General features: G+C 62.1%; 20 protein-coding genes. 3 read left to right on the top strand and 17 right to left on the bottom strand.

What is annotated here, in order from left to right:
• Positions 1-32: 32 nt before the first annotated feature.
• From QZ709_RS13965 to recA, 17 genes are all read right to left on the bottom strand, one after another.
• Complete coding sequence (locus QZ709_RS13965) at positions 33-911, bottom strand: alpha-1,2-fucosyltransferase (protein ID WP_294637950.1); 879 nt, start codon at positions 909-911, stop codon at positions 33-35.
• On the bottom strand, positions 908-1570 hold the full coding sequence (locus tag QZ709_RS13960; protein ID WP_294637949.1) for a DUF268 domain-containing protein: 663 nt from the start codon (positions 1568-1570) through the stop codon (positions 908-910). Before QZ709_RS13960 ends, QZ709_RS13965 begins: the two co-directional genes overlap by 4 nt.
• A gap of 93 nt (positions 1571-1663) precedes the next feature.
• Positions 1664-2911 (bottom strand): oligosaccharide flippase family protein, encoded by a 1248-nt coding sequence (locus QZ709_RS13955; RefSeq protein WP_294637947.1) that lies wholly within the window; start codon positions 2909-2911, stop codon positions 1664-1666.
• 10 nt (positions 2912-2921) lie between these two features.
• Entirely contained in the window at positions 2922-3770 is an 849-nt protein-coding gene (locus tag QZ709_RS21325) for a glycosyltransferase family 2 protein (RefSeq protein ID WP_366937181.1), read from the bottom strand.
• Positions 3767-4975 (bottom strand): hypothetical protein, encoded by a 1209-nt coding sequence (locus tag QZ709_RS13950; RefSeq protein ID WP_294637945.1) that lies wholly within the window; start codon positions 4973-4975, stop codon positions 3767-3769. Before QZ709_RS13950 ends, QZ709_RS21325 begins: the two co-directional genes overlap by 4 nt.
• Before the next feature lie 27 nt (positions 4976-5002).
• The gene (locus QZ709_RS13945; RefSeq protein ID WP_294637943.1) at positions 5003-5707 is read right to left on the bottom strand and encodes a hypothetical protein; all 705 of its coding nucleotides are present in this window, start codon (positions 5705-5707) and stop codon (positions 5003-5005) included.
• Between the two features lie 85 nt (positions 5708-5792).
• Positions 5793-6977, bottom strand: coding sequence for a glycosyltransferase family 2 protein (locus tag QZ709_RS13940; protein ID WP_294637941.1), 1185 nt, complete (start codon positions 6975-6977; stop codon positions 5793-5795).
• Between the two features lie 56 nt (positions 6978-7033).
• The gene (locus QZ709_RS13935) at positions 7034-7444 is read right to left on the bottom strand and encodes a prepilin-type N-terminal cleavage/methylation domain-containing protein (protein WP_294637940.1); all 411 of its coding nucleotides are present in this window, start codon (positions 7442-7444) and stop codon (positions 7034-7036) included.
• Between the two features lie 237 nt (positions 7445-7681).
• Positions 7682-8506 carry a 3',5'-cyclic-nucleotide phosphodiesterase gene (locus QZ709_RS13930; protein ID WP_294637938.1) on the bottom strand — a complete coding sequence of 275 codons (825 nt, stop codon included), beginning with the start codon at positions 8504-8506 and terminating at the stop codon, positions 7682-7684.
• 29 nt (positions 8507-8535) lie between these two features.
• A complete protein-coding gene (locus tag QZ709_RS13925; RefSeq protein WP_294637936.1) occupies positions 8536-9273 on the bottom strand; it encodes an FHA domain-containing protein in 738 nt (245 codons plus the stop codon).
• Between the two features lie 31 nt (positions 9274-9304).
• A complete protein-coding gene (locus QZ709_RS13920) occupies positions 9305-10105 on the bottom strand; it encodes a Stp1/IreP family PP2C-type Ser/Thr phosphatase (protein ID WP_294637934.1) in 801 nt (266 codons plus the stop codon).
• 57 nt (positions 10106-10162) lie between these two features.
• The gene (locus QZ709_RS13915) at positions 10163-11668 is read right to left on the bottom strand and encodes a serine/threonine-protein kinase (protein ID WP_294637932.1); all 1506 of its coding nucleotides are present in this window, start codon (positions 11666-11668) and stop codon (positions 10163-10165) included.
• A gap of 3 nt (positions 11669-11671) precedes the next feature.
• Positions 11672-12367: a TerC family protein gene (locus QZ709_RS13910; protein ID WP_294637930.1), complete on the bottom strand. Its 696-nt coding sequence runs from the start codon at positions 12365-12367 to the stop codon at positions 11672-11674.
• A gap of 88 nt (positions 12368-12455) precedes the next feature.
• Complete coding sequence (gene sucD / locus QZ709_RS13905; RefSeq protein ID WP_294637928.1) at positions 12456-13349, bottom strand: succinate--CoA ligase subunit alpha; 894 nt, start codon at positions 13347-13349, stop codon at positions 12456-12458.
• Between the two features lie 23 nt (positions 13350-13372).
• A complete protein-coding gene (gene sucC / locus QZ709_RS13900) occupies positions 13373-14533 on the bottom strand; it encodes an ADP-forming succinate--CoA ligase subunit beta (RefSeq protein WP_294637927.1) in 1161 nt (386 codons plus the stop codon).
• 246 nt (positions 14534-14779) lie between these two features.
• Positions 14780-15280, bottom strand: a complete 501-nt coding sequence (gene recX, locus QZ709_RS13895; protein ID WP_294637926.1) for a recombination regulator RecX — start codon at positions 15278-15280, stop codon at positions 14780-14782.
• 22 nt (positions 15281-15302) lie between these two features.
• A complete protein-coding gene (gene recA, locus QZ709_RS13890; RefSeq protein ID WP_294637925.1) occupies positions 15303-16358 on the bottom strand; it encodes a recombinase RecA in 1056 nt (351 codons plus the stop codon).
• 209 nt (positions 16359-16567) lie between these two features.
• On the opposite strand from recA, the gene QZ709_RS13885 reads away from it, so the two are divergent.
• From QZ709_RS13885 to metH, 3 genes are all read left to right on the top strand, one after another.
• On the top strand, positions 16568-17716 hold the full coding sequence (locus QZ709_RS13885) for a patatin-like phospholipase family protein (RefSeq protein WP_294637924.1): 1149 nt from the start codon (positions 16568-16570) through the stop codon (positions 17714-17716).
• A gap of 92 nt (positions 17717-17808) precedes the next feature.
• On the top strand, positions 17809-18039 hold the full coding sequence (locus QZ709_RS13880; protein WP_294637923.1) for a DUF465 domain-containing protein: 231 nt from the start codon (positions 17809-17811) through the stop codon (positions 18037-18039).
• 96 nt (positions 18040-18135) lie between these two features.
• On the top strand, positions 18136-20949 hold the full coding sequence (gene metH / locus QZ709_RS13875) for a methionine synthase (RefSeq protein WP_294637922.1): 2814 nt from the start codon (positions 18136-18138) through the stop codon (positions 20947-20949).
• Positions 20950-20989: the final 40 nt, after the last annotated feature.

Here is a 20989-nt window from a genome sequence, read left to right as displayed (position 1 = left end):
CACGCTGACCAACGGGGCGCGCTTCATAGGCGTCATAGGCGCACCCAGTCCCGTGGGATGAGATCAGGGAGCGCGCGCCCATCTCGCAGCCACTGAAGTGGCGCAATCACCTTCTTGTCCGAGGCACGGCTGAGCCAAGCCCCCCACCAACTGAAGCTGCTGTTGGCAATCACATGTCCGCGGCACATGGACATCAGCCTCAGATCTTGGAAGGCGGTCGACCCGCGATTGTGAGAAACGACGGTGGCGTCGCCGAACAGATCGCTGCGACCTTGCACCCATTCAGGATCGTCGGAGAAGACAAATAGCCTCAATGCCCCCATCTCACCGCGGAGATGGGAGAGCGCCCGTGAGTAGTAGGTCTCTTCACAGACGCCATGGTGAGTCGCGTGGACCCCAACCAGATAGTCTCCCCGACGCACATGCACTGAAACTGCCTGATTGCCGCTCTGGCGTATCAACGCAGCCACCCTGCTGTCCGCTTCACTCAAGGGCACATCGGGTTGCAACTCGTTCCATAGCGTATCGCGCAGGCCGTCAAAGTACCTGGGACTTTGCCAATAGCCTTCCAATGTACGCGGAGCCTGCACGCCCGAGATGCGCTCGTCGAAATCGAGCGATCGCTCGCGAAAGGGACGCGCCCAGGTCCACGTGCCATCGATACGGGCGAGACATCCCAAGCGCTCCGCCGAGTAGAACCTTACTCCTCCAGTGCGATCAGGGTCCAGAATCGATGCCCGGATGGGATAACGCCCCAACTCGAAAGCGCGGGGCGTTGCGGCCTTGGGCAGACGACGGAACCACGATAGGTCTAACCATAAAGGACATCTCAGGCGCCCTGACAACGCGCGACCGCAAGCATACTGAAAGAACTGGTTTCCCAGCCCGCCTTGCATCCGGACGACGATCATGCCAAGCGCTTCCGGAAGTGAAAACAACCGCACCCGTAACGCTGGCGGGCCGTCAGATCCGGGTCAGCATGGCGGATAAGCCCGCCTTCTTCTGCTCGGTCCGGAATCAACGCGTACTCGATCAACTCGAACCCCTCGAACAACTCGATCACGAGCTGATAGGAGTAGACGCGATGAGCGTTGAACTCGATTCGAGGCTTACCAGAAACCGGCACAACAAAAAGCAGAGTTCCGCCAGGCGCCACGACCCGCTTTAACTCAGCGATCGCTTTGCGATCCCCTGCGGGATCGAAAGCATCCCCATACCGTCCAAGCCCGACATGTTCTATGACATGCATACAGGACAACGATGCGATGCTGTCGGGCGAAAAGTCGAGCCGCAAAACGTCCGCAGCCCCGGTACTCAGGCCATCTAGAACCAGATTCGCAGGGCGGTAATCGACAAACCGCGTCGGCACGAACGCGGATGCAGCAGCCACGAAGTGCAGTGAGCTGGCGATATCCAGATGCTCCCGCGGTGAGGACTCACGCAACACTCTCAACGCCCACGCGACGTGATAGACGTAGTGCCGATCGAATGGAGTGAAACGTCCATCGTCAAAGAGCTGCGGACGAATATCGCAAACGCGCACAAGGAAAGGCCCAGAATGGCGCCTCAAGGAAAGAAATCGTGAAGGAAAACTACCACCCTGGCGGAGCAGACCAATTAGCATCGAGAGACGCGAGCGGATAACCCTCATTACGTACCGCATCTACTTTCGCCCTCTTCTTCCACGCCACCACAAAATGGCAACAACTAGCTGGATTGAAGAAACCCCCGCCCATGCGAGGCCGCCTGCCACGACACCGAGGTCGCTCGCCAACATGAGCGTGACAGAGAGAACCCAGATCAAAGACAGCCCGTTGGCCACCGCGATCCAGCGACCATCACCCGCCGCCACCATGTACTGATAGAAGGCGTGATAAACGGCGTTAAGTCCCGCAGAAAAAAGAATAAGGTCAAAAGTGACCACGAGGGACAGCTCGTCACGCTGCTCACCAATGTACAAGGGCAAAAACCAAGGTGCGCACACCCCAGCCACCAAACAAGGCAAAGCGCACACCACCAACAGGCTTCCCACATTACGACGTAAAAGCGTCATACGAGGATCAACGGCAACCCGTGGGTACATCGCGGTCATCACCGGATACTGCAACTGCAGAAATGCAAGCCCCAAAGCAAGCGTCATAGCATACACGCCGAAGTCTTCCACAGATATACTTCGCGGAAGCACCATCTTGTCCGCCTGGGAAACGAGGGCCCCCATCAGGATACTGACCGAGATGGGCCAATTCTTGGTGATAATCCGCAAAACGGACGCAGCACGGGCGCCTCGAATAGCAAGCGCGCCCGTCTCCCGATGAAAGCGGACCAGGTTCGAGATACACTCTGCGCCCGTCGTGCAGAGCGACGCCCACATGAACACCTCCACACCAGCACCCAGGAACATGAGGGCGGCCAAAATCACGGCCCCGCGGAGCAACAAGAAGGAACAGGTCCGCTTGACGGCAAAAACCTGACGCCCAGAGCCATTCCAGTAGGCAATCGGCAATCCGTTCATCAACTGCAGGGCTCCGCATAGCACTGCAAGCTTCATTCCTGTCTGCAGCGAGCCATCGCTCGCCATCGCGGGAACCCAAAGCGGCCCGAACCATTGGACCACGGCGAGCCCGGACACGACGGCAACAGCGCCGATGCCGGCGTACAGGCGACCATAAGCATGCAATGAATGAGCGCCTGGGTCAGACGAGCTCTCGGCCTGAGCGACATCTCGAGGTACCACCTGAGAGAGCCCCAGATCCCACAATTGAATCAAACTCTGGGCGGCGAGACAAAGGGCCACCCCCCCCCATGCCTGCGCACCCATCAAGCGAGCATAAACAGGCATGAGAAGCAAGGTTACCGAACCGGCGACAATGGCTGAAACGTAGTTCGCTAGAACATCTGCTCTGATTCCCATGATGTCAAGCCTAGCCGATACGCGTTCGGCGACGGTAGAAGAGGGATTCCACAAATCCAGCCAAGGTACGAAGAGCCAGGATGGGGACGAGCACGGTCCGCCGAAGCAGGATCGAATACGGCCATCCCTGACAGTACCTTTGCCGCACAGTTCCACGTGTAACCCTCATCAAAGGCGAATTTGCGCTCATTCCGTGCCGCAGGCGAATGCACGTCTCGTTCCCCGCCTCGGTCCGGGTGTACGCGAAACGCGCCCCTCCGTCCACCAAGCGAATCCAAGCATCCCAGTCCTCGTGCGCCTTAAGACCCTCGTCAAAAAGATCTCCGCCTGCTATCTGCTTACGCGAAATGACGCAAGCGCTCACCGGGAAACAGTTTCCCGTACGGACAAGGAATCGATCCCAAAAATACCAACCTCGAAAGCGAGGAACCCGAAACAACGCCACCAGCAAGCGCCGGCTCCATGCAATGCTGCCAGGCGTATCCGAAAAATACGAAAATGGGGCCACAATCGCTGTCGCCGCGGGCTGGGCCCTCATTGCCTCTCGCACCCCTTTTATGAAATCCCTGGCAAGCAGATCATCAGAGTCAAGAAAGAGAACCCACTCCCCGACGCTACTCCGAAGGCCGCAGTTCCTCGCACTGGAAAGCCCTCCATTTTCTTTCCGCACAACCTTCACCAGCGGGCTAGCAGAAAAATGGTGCAAAATGAGACCTGCCGACCCGTCCGTGGACCCGTCGTCGACAAATATGATCTCCATCGAAAAGTTCGCCGTCTGCTCGATGCAGGAATTGATTGCCGAAACCGCCAACCGGCCATCATTGAAGCATGGGATGATGATAGATATGATAGGTATCACAGGTCCCTCATCCACGGCAACCCTTCTCGACTGATAAATCCATCACATCTCAACTGAAACGAGGGATGGAGGATCTCGTCCACGACGCCAATGCGCTGGGGATTGAGCGCACGAAGGAATTTCACATAAACCACCCCCTCTGTAACAACATACGTCAGAGTGGCATCACTCTCGGAATACGATCGTATAAATCCATACCCAACGCGCTTCAATTCTTGCTGCCCCGGAGGGAAGAGCCTGGGGCAAAGTTGCTCAACTCGCCCGATGATTTCTTTTGCATGCTCTGTTTGCGCTCGCCCTTCTGCTGTCGCAGCCCTCGTGCCCGAGAATGCAAGCTGACATACCCAGAACCCGGCATGCGACTTCAGTTTTGTGATTTCTTCTGGTGTGTCCGACGAAACGAGCATGGTCATCGCCCCGAGCGACTTCGATGGAAGAAGCCAACATAGACCGTGAGACTTGATTGAAAGTCCGAATTGCGCCAGATATCCATTGATGGACTCGAGAGCAAGTTTGTTCGGCAAACCTGTTTCCGCTTCAGCCTGCCTCGGCTGCGATCGAAGCATCACGCGTATATCCTGATTTTCCCGCAGCCGTCGGCGAGCGCCCCTCACCACCGGTTCGTTGCCGGCTAGAAAATCCCGCCCCTCGAACGAAGAAAGGTTCATCCATTTCGAACTCGCAGGAAAATAAGGGGCAACAAACGAATGAGACTGCCCCGCAAATGTCACATACATGACGTTCTCGTGGCGCTCTATCGCCGAGACGTCGACATCGAAGTAGCTGCTTGTTCTCCACCTGATCCATTCGAGCGAATCAAACGGCTGCCATGGCGAATTGACCCATACTGCACCGGATTGGAGGACCATGATCAACGCGAGCATCGTCAAACGCATCGGGCGAGTGAACGGGGCCGCGTAAAGCACCCCTACACTTGCCACCCCCACCAGCAAGATATAGGGCATAAAGTACCGGCCATTTCCTCCTGATGCGAGCCACAGCGCAAACGCCGGAGGAAAGAGAAGCAAGCATGTAACGACAGGCGTGCTGACACTCCAGCGCCTGCGATGCCATGCCGAAACGACCGGGCAGGCCAGGCACAGGAGCAGCAGCCAAGCGAAACGGAGATCGGGAGCAGTGATTTCCGTGTACACCCATCCCTGAGGCAACGCCATCACGACGGGCCTTAGCAGGGCTTCCAGCAAGCTATCGGGGGAAAACCGGATCATCGCTCAATACAACGGAACCCAGCCGAGGTAGGAACGCAAAGGTTGAAAAAGTCCATCAGCGAACGGGAAAACAGGGTTGCCAAAGTGAAGCCAGAGTTGCCAGCCCCACCACCCGTACACGATCAAGAAGCCTGCGCCGATTGACAGAACGGTAGAAAGAGCGAGAGCAATGCGGGATTTCCACGTCTGCACCATGAAAAAGCAGGGAACGACGAGGAGGGGCGCAAGCACGCCGTTGCTTAGCTTGAACGCTACGCCGACGCCGACAAGCAGCCCCATGTAGATGGAGGTGACAACGCTCTTTCGAAAAGGTCTTCCGGGGATATCCCGTCGTGTGGCCTGCAGGCCAAGGGCCAGAGCGAACATGTAAGGAATTGCTGCCAAGAGGTCATTGCCGGTCGTCTCCGGCGCACGCAGCGCCAGTATTGTTCCGACGGACAACACCACCCCCGAAAGCCGAAAGATGGTCTCCACAACACCATCCTCGCAGATGAGCGCCTTTGAGCATAACCAGAGCGGTATCGCAACCAGCGAGTGTGCGCATGACCACATCACTCCAGCGACCCAACCGGGCACCTCGAGTCGCATCATCTGATAAATGGGCCAGTACAGGTAAGGAAACTGGTATGACTGGGACGAGGCCGCGAAATAATCTCGGTCGAATCGTGATTCAGATGCAATCCACCCCAGATAGACGTGATGGTTCATCGAGTCCCAGCTCAAACCGAGCCCCTGACGCCATACAGGCACACTTACAAAGAGCAGGAGAGCGAGAAGAAGCGCAGCCAAAAGCTCAAGATTGATCGCCCGGCATTTCATTCGGCTTTGCCCTCACTGTTTTCCAAGCCAACCCCATGGCCGCAGCGAGCATTGCTCCCGCGCAAGCTTGAAGCCCAAGAATCATCATGGTCACAGCGGGGATGACGGCCCGCATTTTCTGCCTGGGATCCAGCTCGCCGAATCCGGCATCTGACCACATGCCGGCGAGATACCCGGACCACGCTAGACCGACCAGAAAAACGACGCCTCCCAGAACCAGCCCCCATTCAACGCTGGCAGAACGATTGAGCGCGGCGACCAGACGGCCTTCCGGAAGCATGCCCGCCAACACGCCAATCCACTTCGTCAGAACCGCGAATTGCAGCAACTGCGCTCCGAGAATGACCGCGCCACTGGCGTAGAGCAACGAGTGAACGTCTAGCCCGACCCCTCCAACCCGTACTGGGCCAGACGTAAGCAGGAACGCGAGGAGCGCTCCCACCCCGGACAGCGCCAGCCCTGGTAGGAGGAAGAGCCATCGCGGTGAAAACAACAGCATGAACAGGAGATGTCGCCAGCCATCTCGCCATGTCCGGAGGTGAGGAGGCCGATCCCGACCGTCCCGCGACAAGGTGGTTGGCACCTCAGCCACCACGAGACCGGCCCGCGCAGCTTTGGCGATCATCTCGGTCGCAAACTCCATCCCTGGGCTGATCAGTCCCAGACGAGAAATCGCCTCCTTTGAGAAGCCTCTCAGGCCACAATGAAAATCACCAACCGGGATCCTAAAGAACAGCCGCCCAACGAAACTCAGCACAGGATTTCCGAGATAGCGGTGGAGGGGAGGCATTGCTCCCGGCTCGATTCCTCCCCGAAACCGGTTGCCCACAACCAAGTCTGCACCCGCGCGAAGGCGCTCGACAAAGGGATCCAGTCGCGAGAAGTCGTAGCTGTCATCGGCATCGCCCATGATCACGTACCGACCCTTGGCGTGTTTGATCCCGTTGATCAATGCCGCCCCATAACCGCGCTGGTCCGTATGAACCACTCTGGCGCCTCGCTCAACGGCAATGTTCACGGAGCCGTCGGAAGAGCCGTTGTCGCTTACAAGCACCTCTGCTTCGATCCCCACACGCCGTATGAAGTCGACTGCTTTGTCAACGCACGTGCCAATTGTTCTGGCCTCGTTCAAGCAGGGAATCAGAACGGTCAACTCCATCACCACTCCATGAAAAAAGGGCGGCATGCGCCGCCCCTTTTGCTACCAAGTACGGCTTAGCCGCGGCAAGAACCCGGCATCAGACGGGTGGGGGAGCCCGAACAAACCCAACGCGCAATGGTGTTGCCGCTGATGGTGGGAGTTAGCGTCACGGTCACAGCTTCGCCCACAGTAGTGGCATTGCCGGTTGCCGTGACGACGCCAGTGGTCGCGTTGATGGTCAGGTTGGAAACGAATTGCGTCGAGGCAAAACCAGAAGCACAAGAATCCAGGTTCGTCGCGCCAGACGACTGAACAATCTCGCTCACGCAGGTACGGGCACTGCTTGCTGCCAGCACGATTTCCGAAACACGGGCCTTCTTCGTGTAGTCCTGATAAGCCGGCAGCGCCACAGCAGCCAGAATACCGATGATCGCCAAGACGATCATCAGTTCGATCAGCGTAAAACCTTGTTGAACGCGCTTCATGTTCACTCCTTGAGGACTCGCCTCTCTTGATCACTTGCTTCGGCAGGACACCTTGTCCAGCCATGACATTGGCATCGCAGACTCCGTGCCAGCCCCCACGTCATGAAATGCTGTGATTTACCGCACAATCCTGTCGACGAGGTGACAATCTTCGACACCCTCGCGCGCACCACTCACCCAAAGCACTAGCAAAGCTTGTCACTTCAAGACAAGGTGACAGGCTTTGTCACCTATGCGTCAGAGTGTGTCCTCGGGGTGGCGCACCTGGTGAAACCGCTGCCCCTCCCGCAGCGGCTCGATCAGATGGCGGCTGTCCAGCGCGCGGATCTGCGACAGCACCGCCGGCACCTCGCCGGGCTTCGGGTGGGTGATGTACACGCTCACCTCGCCATCCAGCAGAGCCAGCTCCTGCGCCAGGCTCTGTGGCGACAGGTGCCCGCTGATCTGTGCGAGATGGGCCTCCTCGTTGCCAAAGGCCGTTTCAATCACCAACTCCGAGATCCGCTTGCCCTGCAGGGCGAGCCACAGCGCCGGGTTCGGTCCGGTGTCGCCCGTGAACACCCACCACCCTTTTGGCGTCTCCACCGCATAGCCCACGGCCGGCACCGTGTGGGCCGCCGGGAGCACATGAATGCGCCGGTCGGGCAGCCCGCCACGCGCGGGAAAGAGCAGTTCGTCGCCCACCTGCAATTCGTGCAGGATCAGAATCGGCCTGGCGGCCGAAGGCAAGCGCGTGAAGTCCGGCCAGATCACGCCATTGAAAACGTGCCGGCGCAAGGCCTCCAGCGTTTCAGGCAGCCCGTGGACATGAATAGGTCGCAGGTCAGTCAGTCCGGCCGGCCCTTGGCGCAGCTTGATGACGGTGTCGGCCAGCAGGGGGATGGACAGCACATGGTCCAGGTGGCTGTGCGTGAGCACGATGTGGTCGATCCGCGCCAGCTCGTCCAGGCGCAACTCGCCCACGCCACTGCCGGCATCGATCAAGATGTCGTCGTCGACCAGGAAAGCCGTGGTGTGGCACCGCGCCGCGATCGACCCATGGCAACCCAGAACCCGGATCATGGACTCCCCTTGCGCGGGCCCGGGCCGATTCAGGCCTGCACGAACTGCATCTGCGTGCCGGCCAGCTCGATCACGTCTCCGCTCTTGAGATGAACCGGCTCGCCGACCACCGGCGCGCCATTGACGGTCGGCCGGGCCGTTCCTTCAACGTGCGCAAACACATAGCCCCCGGGGCGCTTGGTGATCGAAGCCACCTGCACGCCCGGCTTGCCCACGGTGGTCACCACCTTTGTGAGCGCGACCTCTCGACCGGCCGCAGCGCCATTCAACACCTTGATGGACGCGGGCGATTGCGCACCCAGGCCACCGAAACTGGTGTTCAAGCCACCCGATGTGCTGGCCGGAAAGGACGGCGGAGGTGCGCTGGGCGGCGCGCCCACCGGCACACCACCCAGGGCGCCCGGCCCGGTATGACCGCCCAGCGCAGCCGCCATCGGCGTGCCAGGGCGCATGATCATGGTCTTCTCGTAATCGTTGCCGTCTTCGACCAGGTACTTGATCTTGTACTTGCCGATCTCGACCGTGTCGTTGTGCTGCAGCAGCTGCTTCTTGACGGCCTTGCCGTTGATGTAGGTGCCGTTGGTGCTGTTGAGGTCTTCGATGAAAACGTCCTGACCAGCCATCTGCAGAACAGCGTGCTCGCCGCTGACTGCCAGGTTGTCGATGACGATGTCGTTGTACGGACGACGCCCCAGAGACGTCCTGTCCTTCGTGATCTGGACTTCCTTGATGACGACTCCGTCAAGCGAGACAACCAGCTTTCCCATTCGTAACCTCTCGGGTTGATCTTCTTGGTGCTCAGCCAGCGCCGCCCAGGCGACGGAAAGGCCACCAGGAGCGTGCAGGCGGTTCGGCCGCTCCCTGCGCTCGAACCAGTATCACCGCAATATTATCCCGGCCACCTGCTTCATTTGCAGCTGATACCAGGGCCGCCCCCATGTCTGACAGCGTCTCGTGAGTCGCCATGATCTCAGCGATGCGACCGTCGGGCAGCATGTCCGAAAGTCCGTCAGAACACATGAGGATCACGTCGCCCGATTCCACATCGTGCTGGTGCGTCTCGAGCAGGGCCATCTCCTCCACCCCTACGGCGCGGGTGACGAGATTCTTGTTGGCAGAAAACTGGGCCTGCTCGGGCGTCAGGATGCCAGCATCGATTTGTTCCTGCAGTAACGAATGGTCTTTTGTCACCTGCTGCAACATCCCCCCACGCCAGCGGTAGGCGCGGGAGTCCCCGATGTGTCCCAGCAGCACACGTCCCGACCGGAACACCGCCAGAACCAACGTGGTCCCCATGCCGGCGTACTGCGGGTTCGAGGAGGCCGCCGAGAAGATCGCGCGGTTGGCGTTGTCCACACAGATGTCCATGGCGCGGCGGACATCGGCATCGCTCGCGGTGTCTGCAGCCTCCGTCAACCAGCGACCCAGTTCGGCCTTGATGAAGTCGCACGCCATGCCGCTGGCCACTTCGCCGGCGGCATAGCCACCCATGCCGTCGGCCAGCACGGCCACAGCACAACGCTCATCCAGCGCGACCGAATCCTCATTGTTCGTCCGCACCCGGCCTGTGTCCGTTTGACTGTAGAACTCGAAGTCCATGGCTGGATTGTCACCTTCTTTTGTGGTCAAACCCGTCACAAGGTTGCCGCCTTACCCCTACAGCGGGATATCGAGGGGCTGCAAGGCGCGCGCAACGGCCAACAGGTCCATCGCCATCTCGTGGCCGTTCGGGTAGCGGGTGTTCGGATGCTTCTGCAGGGCCAGGGCGACGATGTCCCCCAGGGCGGTCGGCAGATCAGAGCGCAAGCTGCAGACATTGGGCGCCGCGTCGTTCGCGATCGCACGCATCAACACGGCCATCGAGTCGTTCCGGTAAGGCAACTGGCCCGTGAGCAACTGGAACAGCGTGACCCCCAGCGAGTACAGGTCGCTGCGGCCGTCGATGGTCTGGCCGGCCAGTTGCTCGGGCGACATGAAGGTGGGCGTTCCCAGAACCACGCCGGTGCGCGTCCGGGCCGCGTCGGCCACCCGGGCCACGCCGAAGTCCATCACCTTCACGTTGCCCGAGGACAGGTCGACCATGATGTTCGCCGGCTTGATGTCGCGGTGGGTGACGCCGCGACTGTGCGCGTAGGCGAGGGCCTCGGCCACCCTGGCCACGATCGGCAGAAGCTGGTGCAACGGCAGCAGGCTGCCGGACTGCGTGTGCCGGGACAGGTCCACTCCCTGGACGAGTTCCATGGCGATGTAGGCGACGCCATCCTGCTCGCCCGCGTCGATGATGCTCACAATGTCCGGATGCTGCAGACGCCCGGCCATTTCGGCTTCTCGCAGGAAGCGTGCCCGGGCGTCGGCCAGTTCCTCGCCCTGGAATTCTTGCACCAGGGACATCGTCTTGAGCGCGACGCGCCGGTCGGTCGCCGGGTCGTACCCCAGGTAGACCGCTCCCATCGCACCCTTGCCGATCTGGCGCTCGACCAGGTATTTGCCAAGCTGCTTGTATGCGGCGTCAGGCACTGGCCGCGGCGGCACGGTGCCCCAGGTGTTGACGGTGGCGGCCTGCGCCAGCCCTCGTGCGCGCATCAGCCTGAGCTTGACCTGGCGCCAGCCCGGGTCGATGTCCGCCATGTGCTCGTAGACGTCCCTTGCCGCGTCGTACCGACCAGCCCGTTCGAATGCGGTCGCAATGCGGTCCAGGGTTTCAAGCGCGGCCTCACGGTGAGCCGCTTCCGGGAAGAAGCCACGCAGGGTATCCCAGGCGCGGTCCACCGGACCATCGCCCAGGGCCTGCAGCGCCCGCTCGATCCGCTCGCGCCCTCCAGGCTGGATGCGCATCCAATCGGCTGCCTCCAGTTCCGTCAGCGCATGGGGCAAGGTGCTCGGTCCCGGGTCGGTCGGTCTGCCATGCGACTCCCCATGGCGGGGCGGCACATCAAGGTAGGACAGCACGGTTTCCGGGCCTGCATCCGACTCTGAATCAGGGGCGTGCCACGACTCGCGTGCCCCGGCATCGGCCTCGCGGGCCAGCGGACGGGTGGCAGCACCAACCCGTCCGGACGGCTTGCCCGCCACCGTGCGCCGGTGGCGCAGCAACCAAAGGGTGAGGCCGCCTGCCAGCAACAGCAGCACGAGGATGACCAGCAGGAGCAGCACAAGAGGCATGAATCAGGCTTCCGCAGCAGCGCGTCGAGCCATCATGGTACCGATCGCCAACACGAACAACGCACCGAGCGCACCGGACACGTAGCGGGTGCCTGCGGCGACGTCCAGATGGCTCGCCAGAGCAGGGTCGGTTACCGCCAGCGTCCCGGCGATCCAACCCAACAGCATGCCGCCGGCGGTGATGATGAGCGGGAAGCGGTCCATCAGCTTCAGCACGATGGTGCTGCCCCAGACGATGATGGGAATGCTGACCAGCAGACCGAAGATCACCAGCGGCATCTCGTGTCCCGCATGGCCCGAGCCCTGGGCCGCACCGGCGATGCCGATGACGTTGTCGACGCTCATGACGAAGTCGGCCACGATGATGGTCTTGATGGCGCCCAAGAGGCGATCGCTGCCGCTGACCTCGTGCGCATCGTCCTCGGGTACGAGCAGCTTGATGCCGATCCACAACAGCAGCCCGGCGCCCACCAGCTTCAGGTAAGGCAGCTTGAGCAGGGACATGGCAAAGAAGATCAGCACGACCCGCAGCACGATGGCGCCGGCCGTCCCCCAGATGATGCCGCGGGTGCGCAGCGAGGGGGGCAGATTGCGGCAGGCCAGGGCGATCACCACGGCGTTGTCTCCGCCGAGCAGCACGTCGATCATCACGATCTGACCGACGGCCAGCCAGAATTCAGGTGTCAGAAAGGTGTCCATGGGACTCAAACAGAACAGCCCCTCTGAGAGGGGCTGTGGTCAATCGTGGGGGCCGGGGCGTGTGGTGTGCAGCCCCGGCAGTCCGGCCTCAGATCAGGCTCTTGAGGATCTTGCCCATTTCCGACGGGTTGCGCGTGACCTTGAAGCCGCACTCCTCCATGACGGCGAGCTTGGCATCAGCGGTGTCGGCACCACCCGAGATCAGGGCACCGGCGTGGCCCATGCGCTTGCCCGGAGGGGCGGTGACGCCAGCGATGAAGCCGACGACCGGCTTCTTCATGTTGGCCTTGCACCATTGGGCCGCCTCGGCTTCGTCCGGACCCCCGATTTCGCCGATCATGATGACGGCGTCGGTTTCGGGATCGTCGTTGAAGGCCTTCATCACGTCGATGTGCTTCAGACCGTTGATCGGGTCGCCACCGATGCCAACGGCGCTCGACTGACCCAGGCCCAGTTCGGTCAACTGGGCCACGGCTTCGTACGTGAGGGTGCCGGAACGCGACACCACGCCGATGCGACCCTTGCGGTGGATGTGGCCCGGCATGATGCCGATCTTGATCTCGTCGGGCGTGATCAGGCCGGGGCAGTTCGGGCCCAGCAGCAGCGTCTTCTTGCCGCCGGCGGCTTCCTTGGCCTTCATCTTGTTGCGCACCATCAGCATGTCGCGCACGGGGATGCCTTCGGTGATGGCGATGACCAGGTCCAGGTCGGCCTCGACGGCTTCCCAGATGGCATCAGCAGCGCCAGCGGGCGGCACGTAGATCACCGACACGGTGGCGCCGGTTTCCTTGGCGGCTTCCTTGACGGAGGCGTAAATGGGGATGTCCGAGAACTTCTCGCCCGCCTTCTTGGGGTTCACGCCGGCCACGAACGCGTTCTTGCCGTTGGCGTAGGCCTGGCAGCCAAGGGTGTGGAACTGACCGGTCTTGCCCGTGATGCCTTGGGTGATGACCTTGGTGTCTTTGTTGATGTAAATGCTCATGACGAATCCTCTGGGTGCTTGGCTCAGGCGACAGCGGCGACGATCTTGGTCGCGGCTTCAGCCATCGAATCGGCGGAGATGATGGGCAGACCGGAGTCGGCCAGCATCTTCTTGCCCAGGTCTTCGTTGGTGCCCTTCATGCGGACCACCAGCGGCACGTTCAGGTTCACGGCCTTGCAGGCGGTGATGACGCCATCGGCGATGGTGTCGCACTTCATGATGCCGCCGAAGATGTTCACCAGGATGCCCTTGACATCCGGGTTCTTCAGCATGATCTTGAAGGCTTCGGTGACCTTCTCGGCCGTGGCGCCACCGCCCACGTCGAGGAAGTTGGCGGGCTCGCCGCCGAACAGCTTGATGGTGTCCATCGTCGACATGGCCAGACCGGCGCCGTTGCCCAGGCAGCCGATGTTGCCGTCGAGCTGGATGTAGGCCAGGTCGAACTTCGAGGCCTCGACTTCAGCGGGATCTTCTTCGTCCAGGTCGCGCAGGGCCACGATTTCGGGGTGGCGGAACAGAGCGTTGGAGTCGAAGTTGAACTTGGCGTCCAGGGCGATGATGTTGCCCTTGCTGTCGCGGTTCAGCGGGTTGATCTCAACCAGCGACGCATCGGTCTCCATGTAGCACTGGTAGAGCTTCTGGCAGATGTCGATGAACTGGGCCACCGAGTCGGCGGGCATCGCGACGCCCTTGGCCAGCTCTTCACCTTGTGCCTGCGTCAGGCCGACCAGCGGATCGACGAAGACGGTGATGATCTTCTCGGGGGTGCTGTGCGCGACTTCCTCGATGTCCATGCCGCATTCGCTGGAGGCGATGAAGGCCACCTTCTGCGTGCCGCGGTCGGTCACGACGGACAGGTAGTATTCCTTCTGGATGTCAGCGCCTTCTTCGATGTACAGGCGACGGACCTTCTGGCCTTCCGGGCCGGTCTGGTGCGTGACCAGCTGCATGCCCAGGATGTCGGTGGCGCGGGCCTTGACGTCCTCGATGGACTTGGCAACCTTCACGCCACCGCCCTTGCCGCGCCCACCGGCGTGGATCTGCGCCTTGACCACCCACACGGGGCCGCCCAGCTTCTCAGCTGCCGCAACAGCCTCATCAACGGAAAATGCCGGAATGCCTCTTGGGACCGGCACGCCAAATCGGCTCAGGATCTCTTTGCCTTGGTACTCATGGATCTTCATGGGTGTCTCGCAGTCTGGTGTTGCGTTCTTGTCGGATTGACAATGCCGCGCACGGCCGATCGGGCTGGCTCGGCGCCACGCTTTCAAGGGATGGGCTTGTTGCGTTGCAGCGTGCAAGGATAGCACCGAGCACCTGTCGAGGCGCTGTCTCACGGCGCGACAGCCCAGCAAGGTCGCGGGATTTTGGTCGGTGTTTTCCCTAGGGCGACGGCGCGTCACCGCCCCATGCCGGACAGGGAGCGCGCCTTACTCTTCCGCAGGGGGATCGGGCATTTCCCCCCGGAGGATGCGGCGAATGATGTCGCCCGAGAACCCGCGTGAAGCGAGAAACCGGGCCTGACGGGCACGCTCGGCCGCCTCGGCCGGAACCGCACCATATCGCCGATCCCACAGAGTCCAGGCACGATCGAATTCGGAATCGCGCAAGGTCTGCACCGCCTCACGGACCACCTCCGGAGGCAACTGATGCTGTGCCAGTTCTGCCTGGACACGGGCTGCGCCGTACCGGGCACCCCGGCGGTGCGCCACGGATTCGGCAAAGCGTTCCGCCGAGAGAAAACGGCGAGACTCGAGCTCATCGAGCACACGCTCCACTTCGTCGGGCGTCTCGGCGTAAGGGCCCAGCTTTCGGCGCAGTTCGACGCGAGAATGTTCTCGTGCCGCAAGGTACTTGAGTGCCCGGCCTTTCAGGGAGAGGGTGGGACGGCGCGACCTAGCGCCGCCTGCATCATCCTCTCGGTCGGCCATCTCCGTTCAGCAGGTTGTCTGATCAGGCTTCGTCGCCGGGCACGGGCGGCACAGCGGGCAGCAGGGCGATGCCCAGCGAATCGCGGATCTTGTTCTCGATCTCACGGGCCAGGTCCGGGTTCTCGCGCAGGAACTCGCGGGCGTTGTCCTTGCCCTGACCGATCTTTTCGCCACCGTAGGCATACCAGGCCCCCGACTTGTCGACGATCTTGGCATTGACGCCCATGTCGATGATCTCGCCTTCGCGGCTGATGCCTTCGCCATACAGGATGTCGAACTCGGCGGTCTTGAAGGGTGGGGACACCTTGTTCTCGACCACCTTGACCTTGGTCTCGTTGCCAATGACCTCATCGCCCTTCTTGATGGAACCGATGCGACGGATGTCCAGACGCACGGACGCGTAGAACTTCAGCGCATTGCCGCCCGTGGTCGTTTCCGGCGAGCCGAACATGACACCGATCTTCATGCGGATCTGGTTGATGAAGATGACGGTGCAGTTGGTCTTCTTGATCGTGGCCGTCAGCTTGCGCAGCGCCTGGCTCATCAGACGGGCCTGCAGACCCGGCAGAGCATCGCCCATTTCGCCTTCGAGTTCGGCCTTCGGGGTCAGGGCGGCCACCGAATCGACCACGATCAGGTCGACCGAGCCGGAGCGCACCAGCGCGTCCACGATCTCGAGCGCCTGTTCGCCGGTGTCCGGTTGAGAGATCAGCAGGTCCTGCAGGTTGACACCCAGTTTCTGGGCGTACTGGGCGTCCAGCGCATGCTCGGCGTCGATGAAGGCGCACACGCCGCCCTGCTTCTGCATTTCGGCCACGACCTGCAACGTGAGGGTGGTCTTGCCGGAAGACTCAGGACCGTAGATTTCGATGACGCGACCGCGCGGCAGGCCCCCGACGCCCAGGGCGACATCGAGCCCCAGCGAGCCGGTGGACACGACCTGGATGTCTTCCACGGCTTCGCCTTCGCCGAGGCGCATGATCGAGCCCTTGCCGAACTGCTTTTCAATCTGGGCCAGGGCGGCCTGAAGGGCCTTGGCCTTCTCGGCGTTGAGGGCGGACTTGGCGGTGGTTTCCATGAAGGGTCTCCGGATGGGGCGGCGCAGCAGAGCGCTGGCGCATGTCGCTTGAACTGGGCGTCATTATGGCAAAAGCTGGATGCCTGTACAGTGTTTGTGGGGTTTTATTTGCTCCCTCTGAAGAGCGGGACGATTCAGAGACAGACCACGCGACACATGATCATGCTGCACCGCAGCATGGCTGAGCGGTTTCGCATTAGACTGGCCCCATGCCCTCCCCTCGCCGCCCCCGTCCCACTGCCCCCGTCAGGCTCGACGCCTCGCCCGGCGGCCCCGCCGCCGCCCGCCCCACGGTCAACCTGGCGCTTCAGGGCGGAGGCAGCCACGGCGCCTTCACCTGGGGCGTGCTGGACAGGCTGCTGGGCGACGACGGCCTCGACATCGCAGGCATCTCGGGCACCAGCGCCGGCGCATTGAACGGCGCCGTCATGCTGTCGGGGTACGTGCAAGGCCACGCCAAGGGCGGCGTCACGTCCGCGCGTGCCGCCGCCCGGCAAGCGCTGCATGACTTCTGGCGCGACGTCAGCCAGCACGGCCCCCTGTTCTCGCCGCTGACGATCCAGTCCAACGGGCTGCTTCGCAACCAGTTCAACTTCGACCAGTTTCCGGCCTACCAGTGGCTGAACCTGTTCATGCGGGCATTCAGCCCGTATGAGTTCAACCCGCTCAACCTCAACCCGCTGCGCGACGTGGTGCGCCGACACGTCGATGTGCCCGCGCTGCACGCCGGCTGCGAAACCTGCGGCATCCCGCTGTTCGTGACCGCGACCTCGGTGCGGACCGGTCAGGCGCGGGTCTTCACCGGCCCCACGCTGTCGGAAGACGCGCTGATGGCGTCGGCGTGCCTTCCCTTCGTGTTCCAGGCGGTCGAGATCGACGGCGAGGGGTACTGGGACGGGGGCTACACCGGCAATCCGGCCATCTACCCGCTGATCTACCAGACCGACCTGAGCGACATCCTGCTGGTGCGCCTCAACCCGATGCAACGTGAGGACACCCCCACCCGCAGCATCGACATCATCGACCGCCTCAGCGAAATCACCTTCAACGCCAGCCTGATCAGCGAAATGCGGGCCATTCACTTCGTGAAGAAGCTGCTGCGGGACGACCGCCTGGACCGCGGCCGCTACAAGAACCTGCACATGCACATGATCGCGGACGACGAAGGCATGACGCCCTTCAACGCCTCGAGCAAGTTCAACACGGACTGGGCCTTCCTGCAGGAGCTGCACCGTCTGGGCCACAGAGCGGCCGATGCGTGGCTGCACGAACACCGCAACACGGTGGGCCAGGACAGCACGTTCGACATCGAATCGGCCTTTCTTCAGGCGCCCCCTCGCCCGGGCACCCCGGGTTGACGGCGGCTTGATCTGCCACAACCCAGGTGGCGGGTGCCAGGTGCACGATGAGGCTCAGACAGATCCCTCTTCCACACAACAAAGGAGTGCCGATGGACCACCACCCGCTGATCAAGGATTTTCCTGAACTCAAGGACCGTATTCACACCTTGAAGACGAGCAACGCGCACTTCGCGCGGCTGGAGAAAGAATACGAGGAGCTGGACAAGGCCATCGGGCGACTGGAAAGCGGCATTGAGCACAGTTCGGCAAACGAACTCGAGCAGAAGAAGCTGCAGCGTGTGGCCCTGAAGGACGAGCTGTACGCCCTGCTGAAGGCCTGACGCCTCTCCCTCATTTGAAAAAGGCCCTGGCCGACGTCCAGGGCCTCTTTGTTTGTGGCGTCCAGACGGCGTGCCCGCCTCGTAAAATGGGCGGTTATGACCGACGCTGTCCGCCCCTCCGCCGCCGCTGAATCCGGCACCCCATCTCCTGCCGCTGTGGCGCCCATGCGCCTTTCCGGGCTGGAACCCGTGCTGATCGGTCAGGGCTCGCTGTTCGTGAACGTCGGCGAGCGCACCAACGTGACGGGCTCGAAGGCCTTTGCGCGCATGATTCTCGAGGGGCGATTCGAGGACGCCCTGTCGGTGGCGCGCCAGCAGGTCGAGAACGGCGCCCAGGTCATCGACATCAACATGGACGAGGCCATGCTGGACAGCAAGGCCGCCATGGTGCGTTTCCTGAACCTGATCGCCGGTGAGCCGGAAATCGCCCGCGTGCCCATCATGATCGACTCGTCGAAGTGGGACGTGATCGAGGCGGGCCTGAAGTGCATCCAGGGCAAGGGCATCGTCAACTCGATCTCGCTGAAGGAAGGCGTGGACGAGTTCAAGCGCCAGGCCCGGCTGATCAAGCGCTATGGCGCGGCCACCGTGGTAATGGCCTTCGACGAGGTCGGCCAAGCCGACACCTACCAGCGCAAGGTCGAGATCTGCGAGCGCGCGTACCGCATGCTGGTCGACGAGGTGGGCTTCCCGCCGGAAGACATCATCTTCGACCCGAACATCTTTGCCATCGCCACGGGCATTGAAGAACACGACAACTACGCAGTCGACTTCATCAACGCCACGCGCTGGATCAAGCAGAACCTGCCGGGCGCCAAGGTATCGGGCGGCGTGTCGAACGTGTCGTTCAGCTTCCGCGGCAACGAACCGGTGCGCGAGGCCATCCACACGGTGTTCCTTTACCACGCCATCCAGGCAGGCATGGACATGGGCATCGTCAACGCCGGCATGGTGGGCGTGTACGACCAGCTCGATGCGCACCTGCGCGAGCTGGTGGAAGACGTGGTGCTCAACCGCCAGCCGGTCTACAAGGACGGCGAAGACACCTCGCTGACGCCGACCGAGCGCCTGCTGGGCATTGCGGAGCAGGTCAAGGGCGCGGCCAAGGACGACTCGGCCAAGCTGGCCTGGCGCGGCACGGCCGAGGAACCCGCACCGGTGGATCAACGACTGAGCCATGCCCTGATCCACGGCATCACCGAGTTCATCACGCAGGACACAGAAGAATGCTGGCAGCAGATCAAGGCCCGCGGTGGCCGGCCGCTGCACGTGATCGAAGGCCCACTGATGGCCGGCATGAACACCGTGGGCGACCTGTTCGGCGCGGGCAAGATGTTCCTGCCCCAGGTGGTGAAATCGGCCCGCGTGATGAAGCAGGCCGTGGCGCATCTGGTGCCCTACATCGAGGAAGAAAAGCGCCAGCTGGAAGCGGCCGGCGGTGACGTGAAGGCCAAGGGCAAGATCGTGATCGCGACCGTGAAGGGCGATGTGCACGACATCGGCAAGAACATCGTGACCGTGGTCCTGCAGTGCAACAACTTCGAGGTGGTCAACATGGGTGTGATGGTCCCGTGCCAGGACATCCTCGCCAAGGCCAAGGAAGTGGGTGCCGACATCATCGGGCTGTCGGGCCTGATCACGCCGTCGCTGGAAGAGATGCAGTATGTGGCCGCCGAGATGGAACGCGATGCGTACTTCCGCGAGCGCAAGACGCCGCTGCTGATCGGCGGCGCCACCTGCAGCCGCGTGCACACGGCGGTGAAGATCGCACCGAATTACAGCGGCCCGGTGGTGTACGTGCCCGACGCCTCGCGCGCCGTGGGCGTGTGCTCGGACCTGCTGAGCGAAGAACGCCACGCCGACTACATTGCCGAGCTGAACGCCGACTACGAGAAGGTGCGCCAGCTGCACGCCAACAAGAAGGCCACGCCACTGGTGTCGCTGGCCGACGCACGCGCCAACAAGGCCGTGGTGAACTTCGACAGCCACACGCCCGAGGCACCCAAGTTCATCGGCCGGCGCGTGTTCAAGAACTACGACCTCGGCGAGCTGGCCCCCTACATCGACTGGACGCCCTTCTTCCAGACCTGGGACCTGCATGGCGCCTTCCCCGGCATCCTGGATGACGCGGTGGTGGGCGAACAGGCGCGCAAGGTGTATGCCGATGCCCAGGCCATGCTGAAGAAGATCGTCGAGGGTCGCTGGCTGACGGCCAACGGCGTGATCGGCCTGTACCCGGCCAACACGGTAGAAGACGACGCCATCGTGCTGTATGCCGACGAAGCCCGCACCACCGAGCTGATGCGCTGGCACCCGCTGCGCATGCAGAGCGAGCGGCCTGTCGTGGATGGGGTGAAACGCCCGAACCGCTCACTGGCCGACTTCGTGGCACCGAAGGGCGACAAGGCCGATTACATCGGCATGTTCGCCGTGACCGCCGGCCTGAACATCGAGAAGAAGGAAGCCGAGTTCATGGCCCGCCATGACGACTACTCGGCCATCATGCTCAAGGCCCTGGCCGACCGCCTGGCTGAGGCCTTTGCCGAGCGCATGCATGAGCGCGTGCGCAAGGAGTTCTGGGGCTACGCCGAAGCCGAGCAGCTCGACAACGCGCAGCTCATCAAGGAGCAGTACCGCGGCATCCGCCCGGCACCGGGTTACCCGGCCTGCCCGGACCACACGGTCAAGCGCGACATGTTCAAGGTGCTCGAGGCACACGACATCCACATGCACCTGACCGAGAGCCTGGCGATGATGCCGGCCGCCAGCGTCAGCGGCTTCTACCTGTCGCACCCCGAGGCGGCCTACTTCAATGTGGGCAAGATCGGCGGGGACCAGGTCGAGGACTGGGCGCAGCGCACGGGACACAGCCTGATGGATGCGCAGCGGGCGCTGGCACCGCTGTTGTGAGGCTGCAGGAACGGGCCGCTTGCGCGGCCCCTCCTGCGTG

Source organism: uncultured Aquabacterium sp. (assembly GCF_913773725.1).
Taxonomy (GTDB): domain Bacteria; phylum Pseudomonadota; class Gammaproteobacteria; order Burkholderiales; family Burkholderiaceae_C; genus Aquabacterium.
Note: the sequence above shows the minus strand (reverse complement) of the source record. Positions and strands in the feature narration are given on the sequence as shown.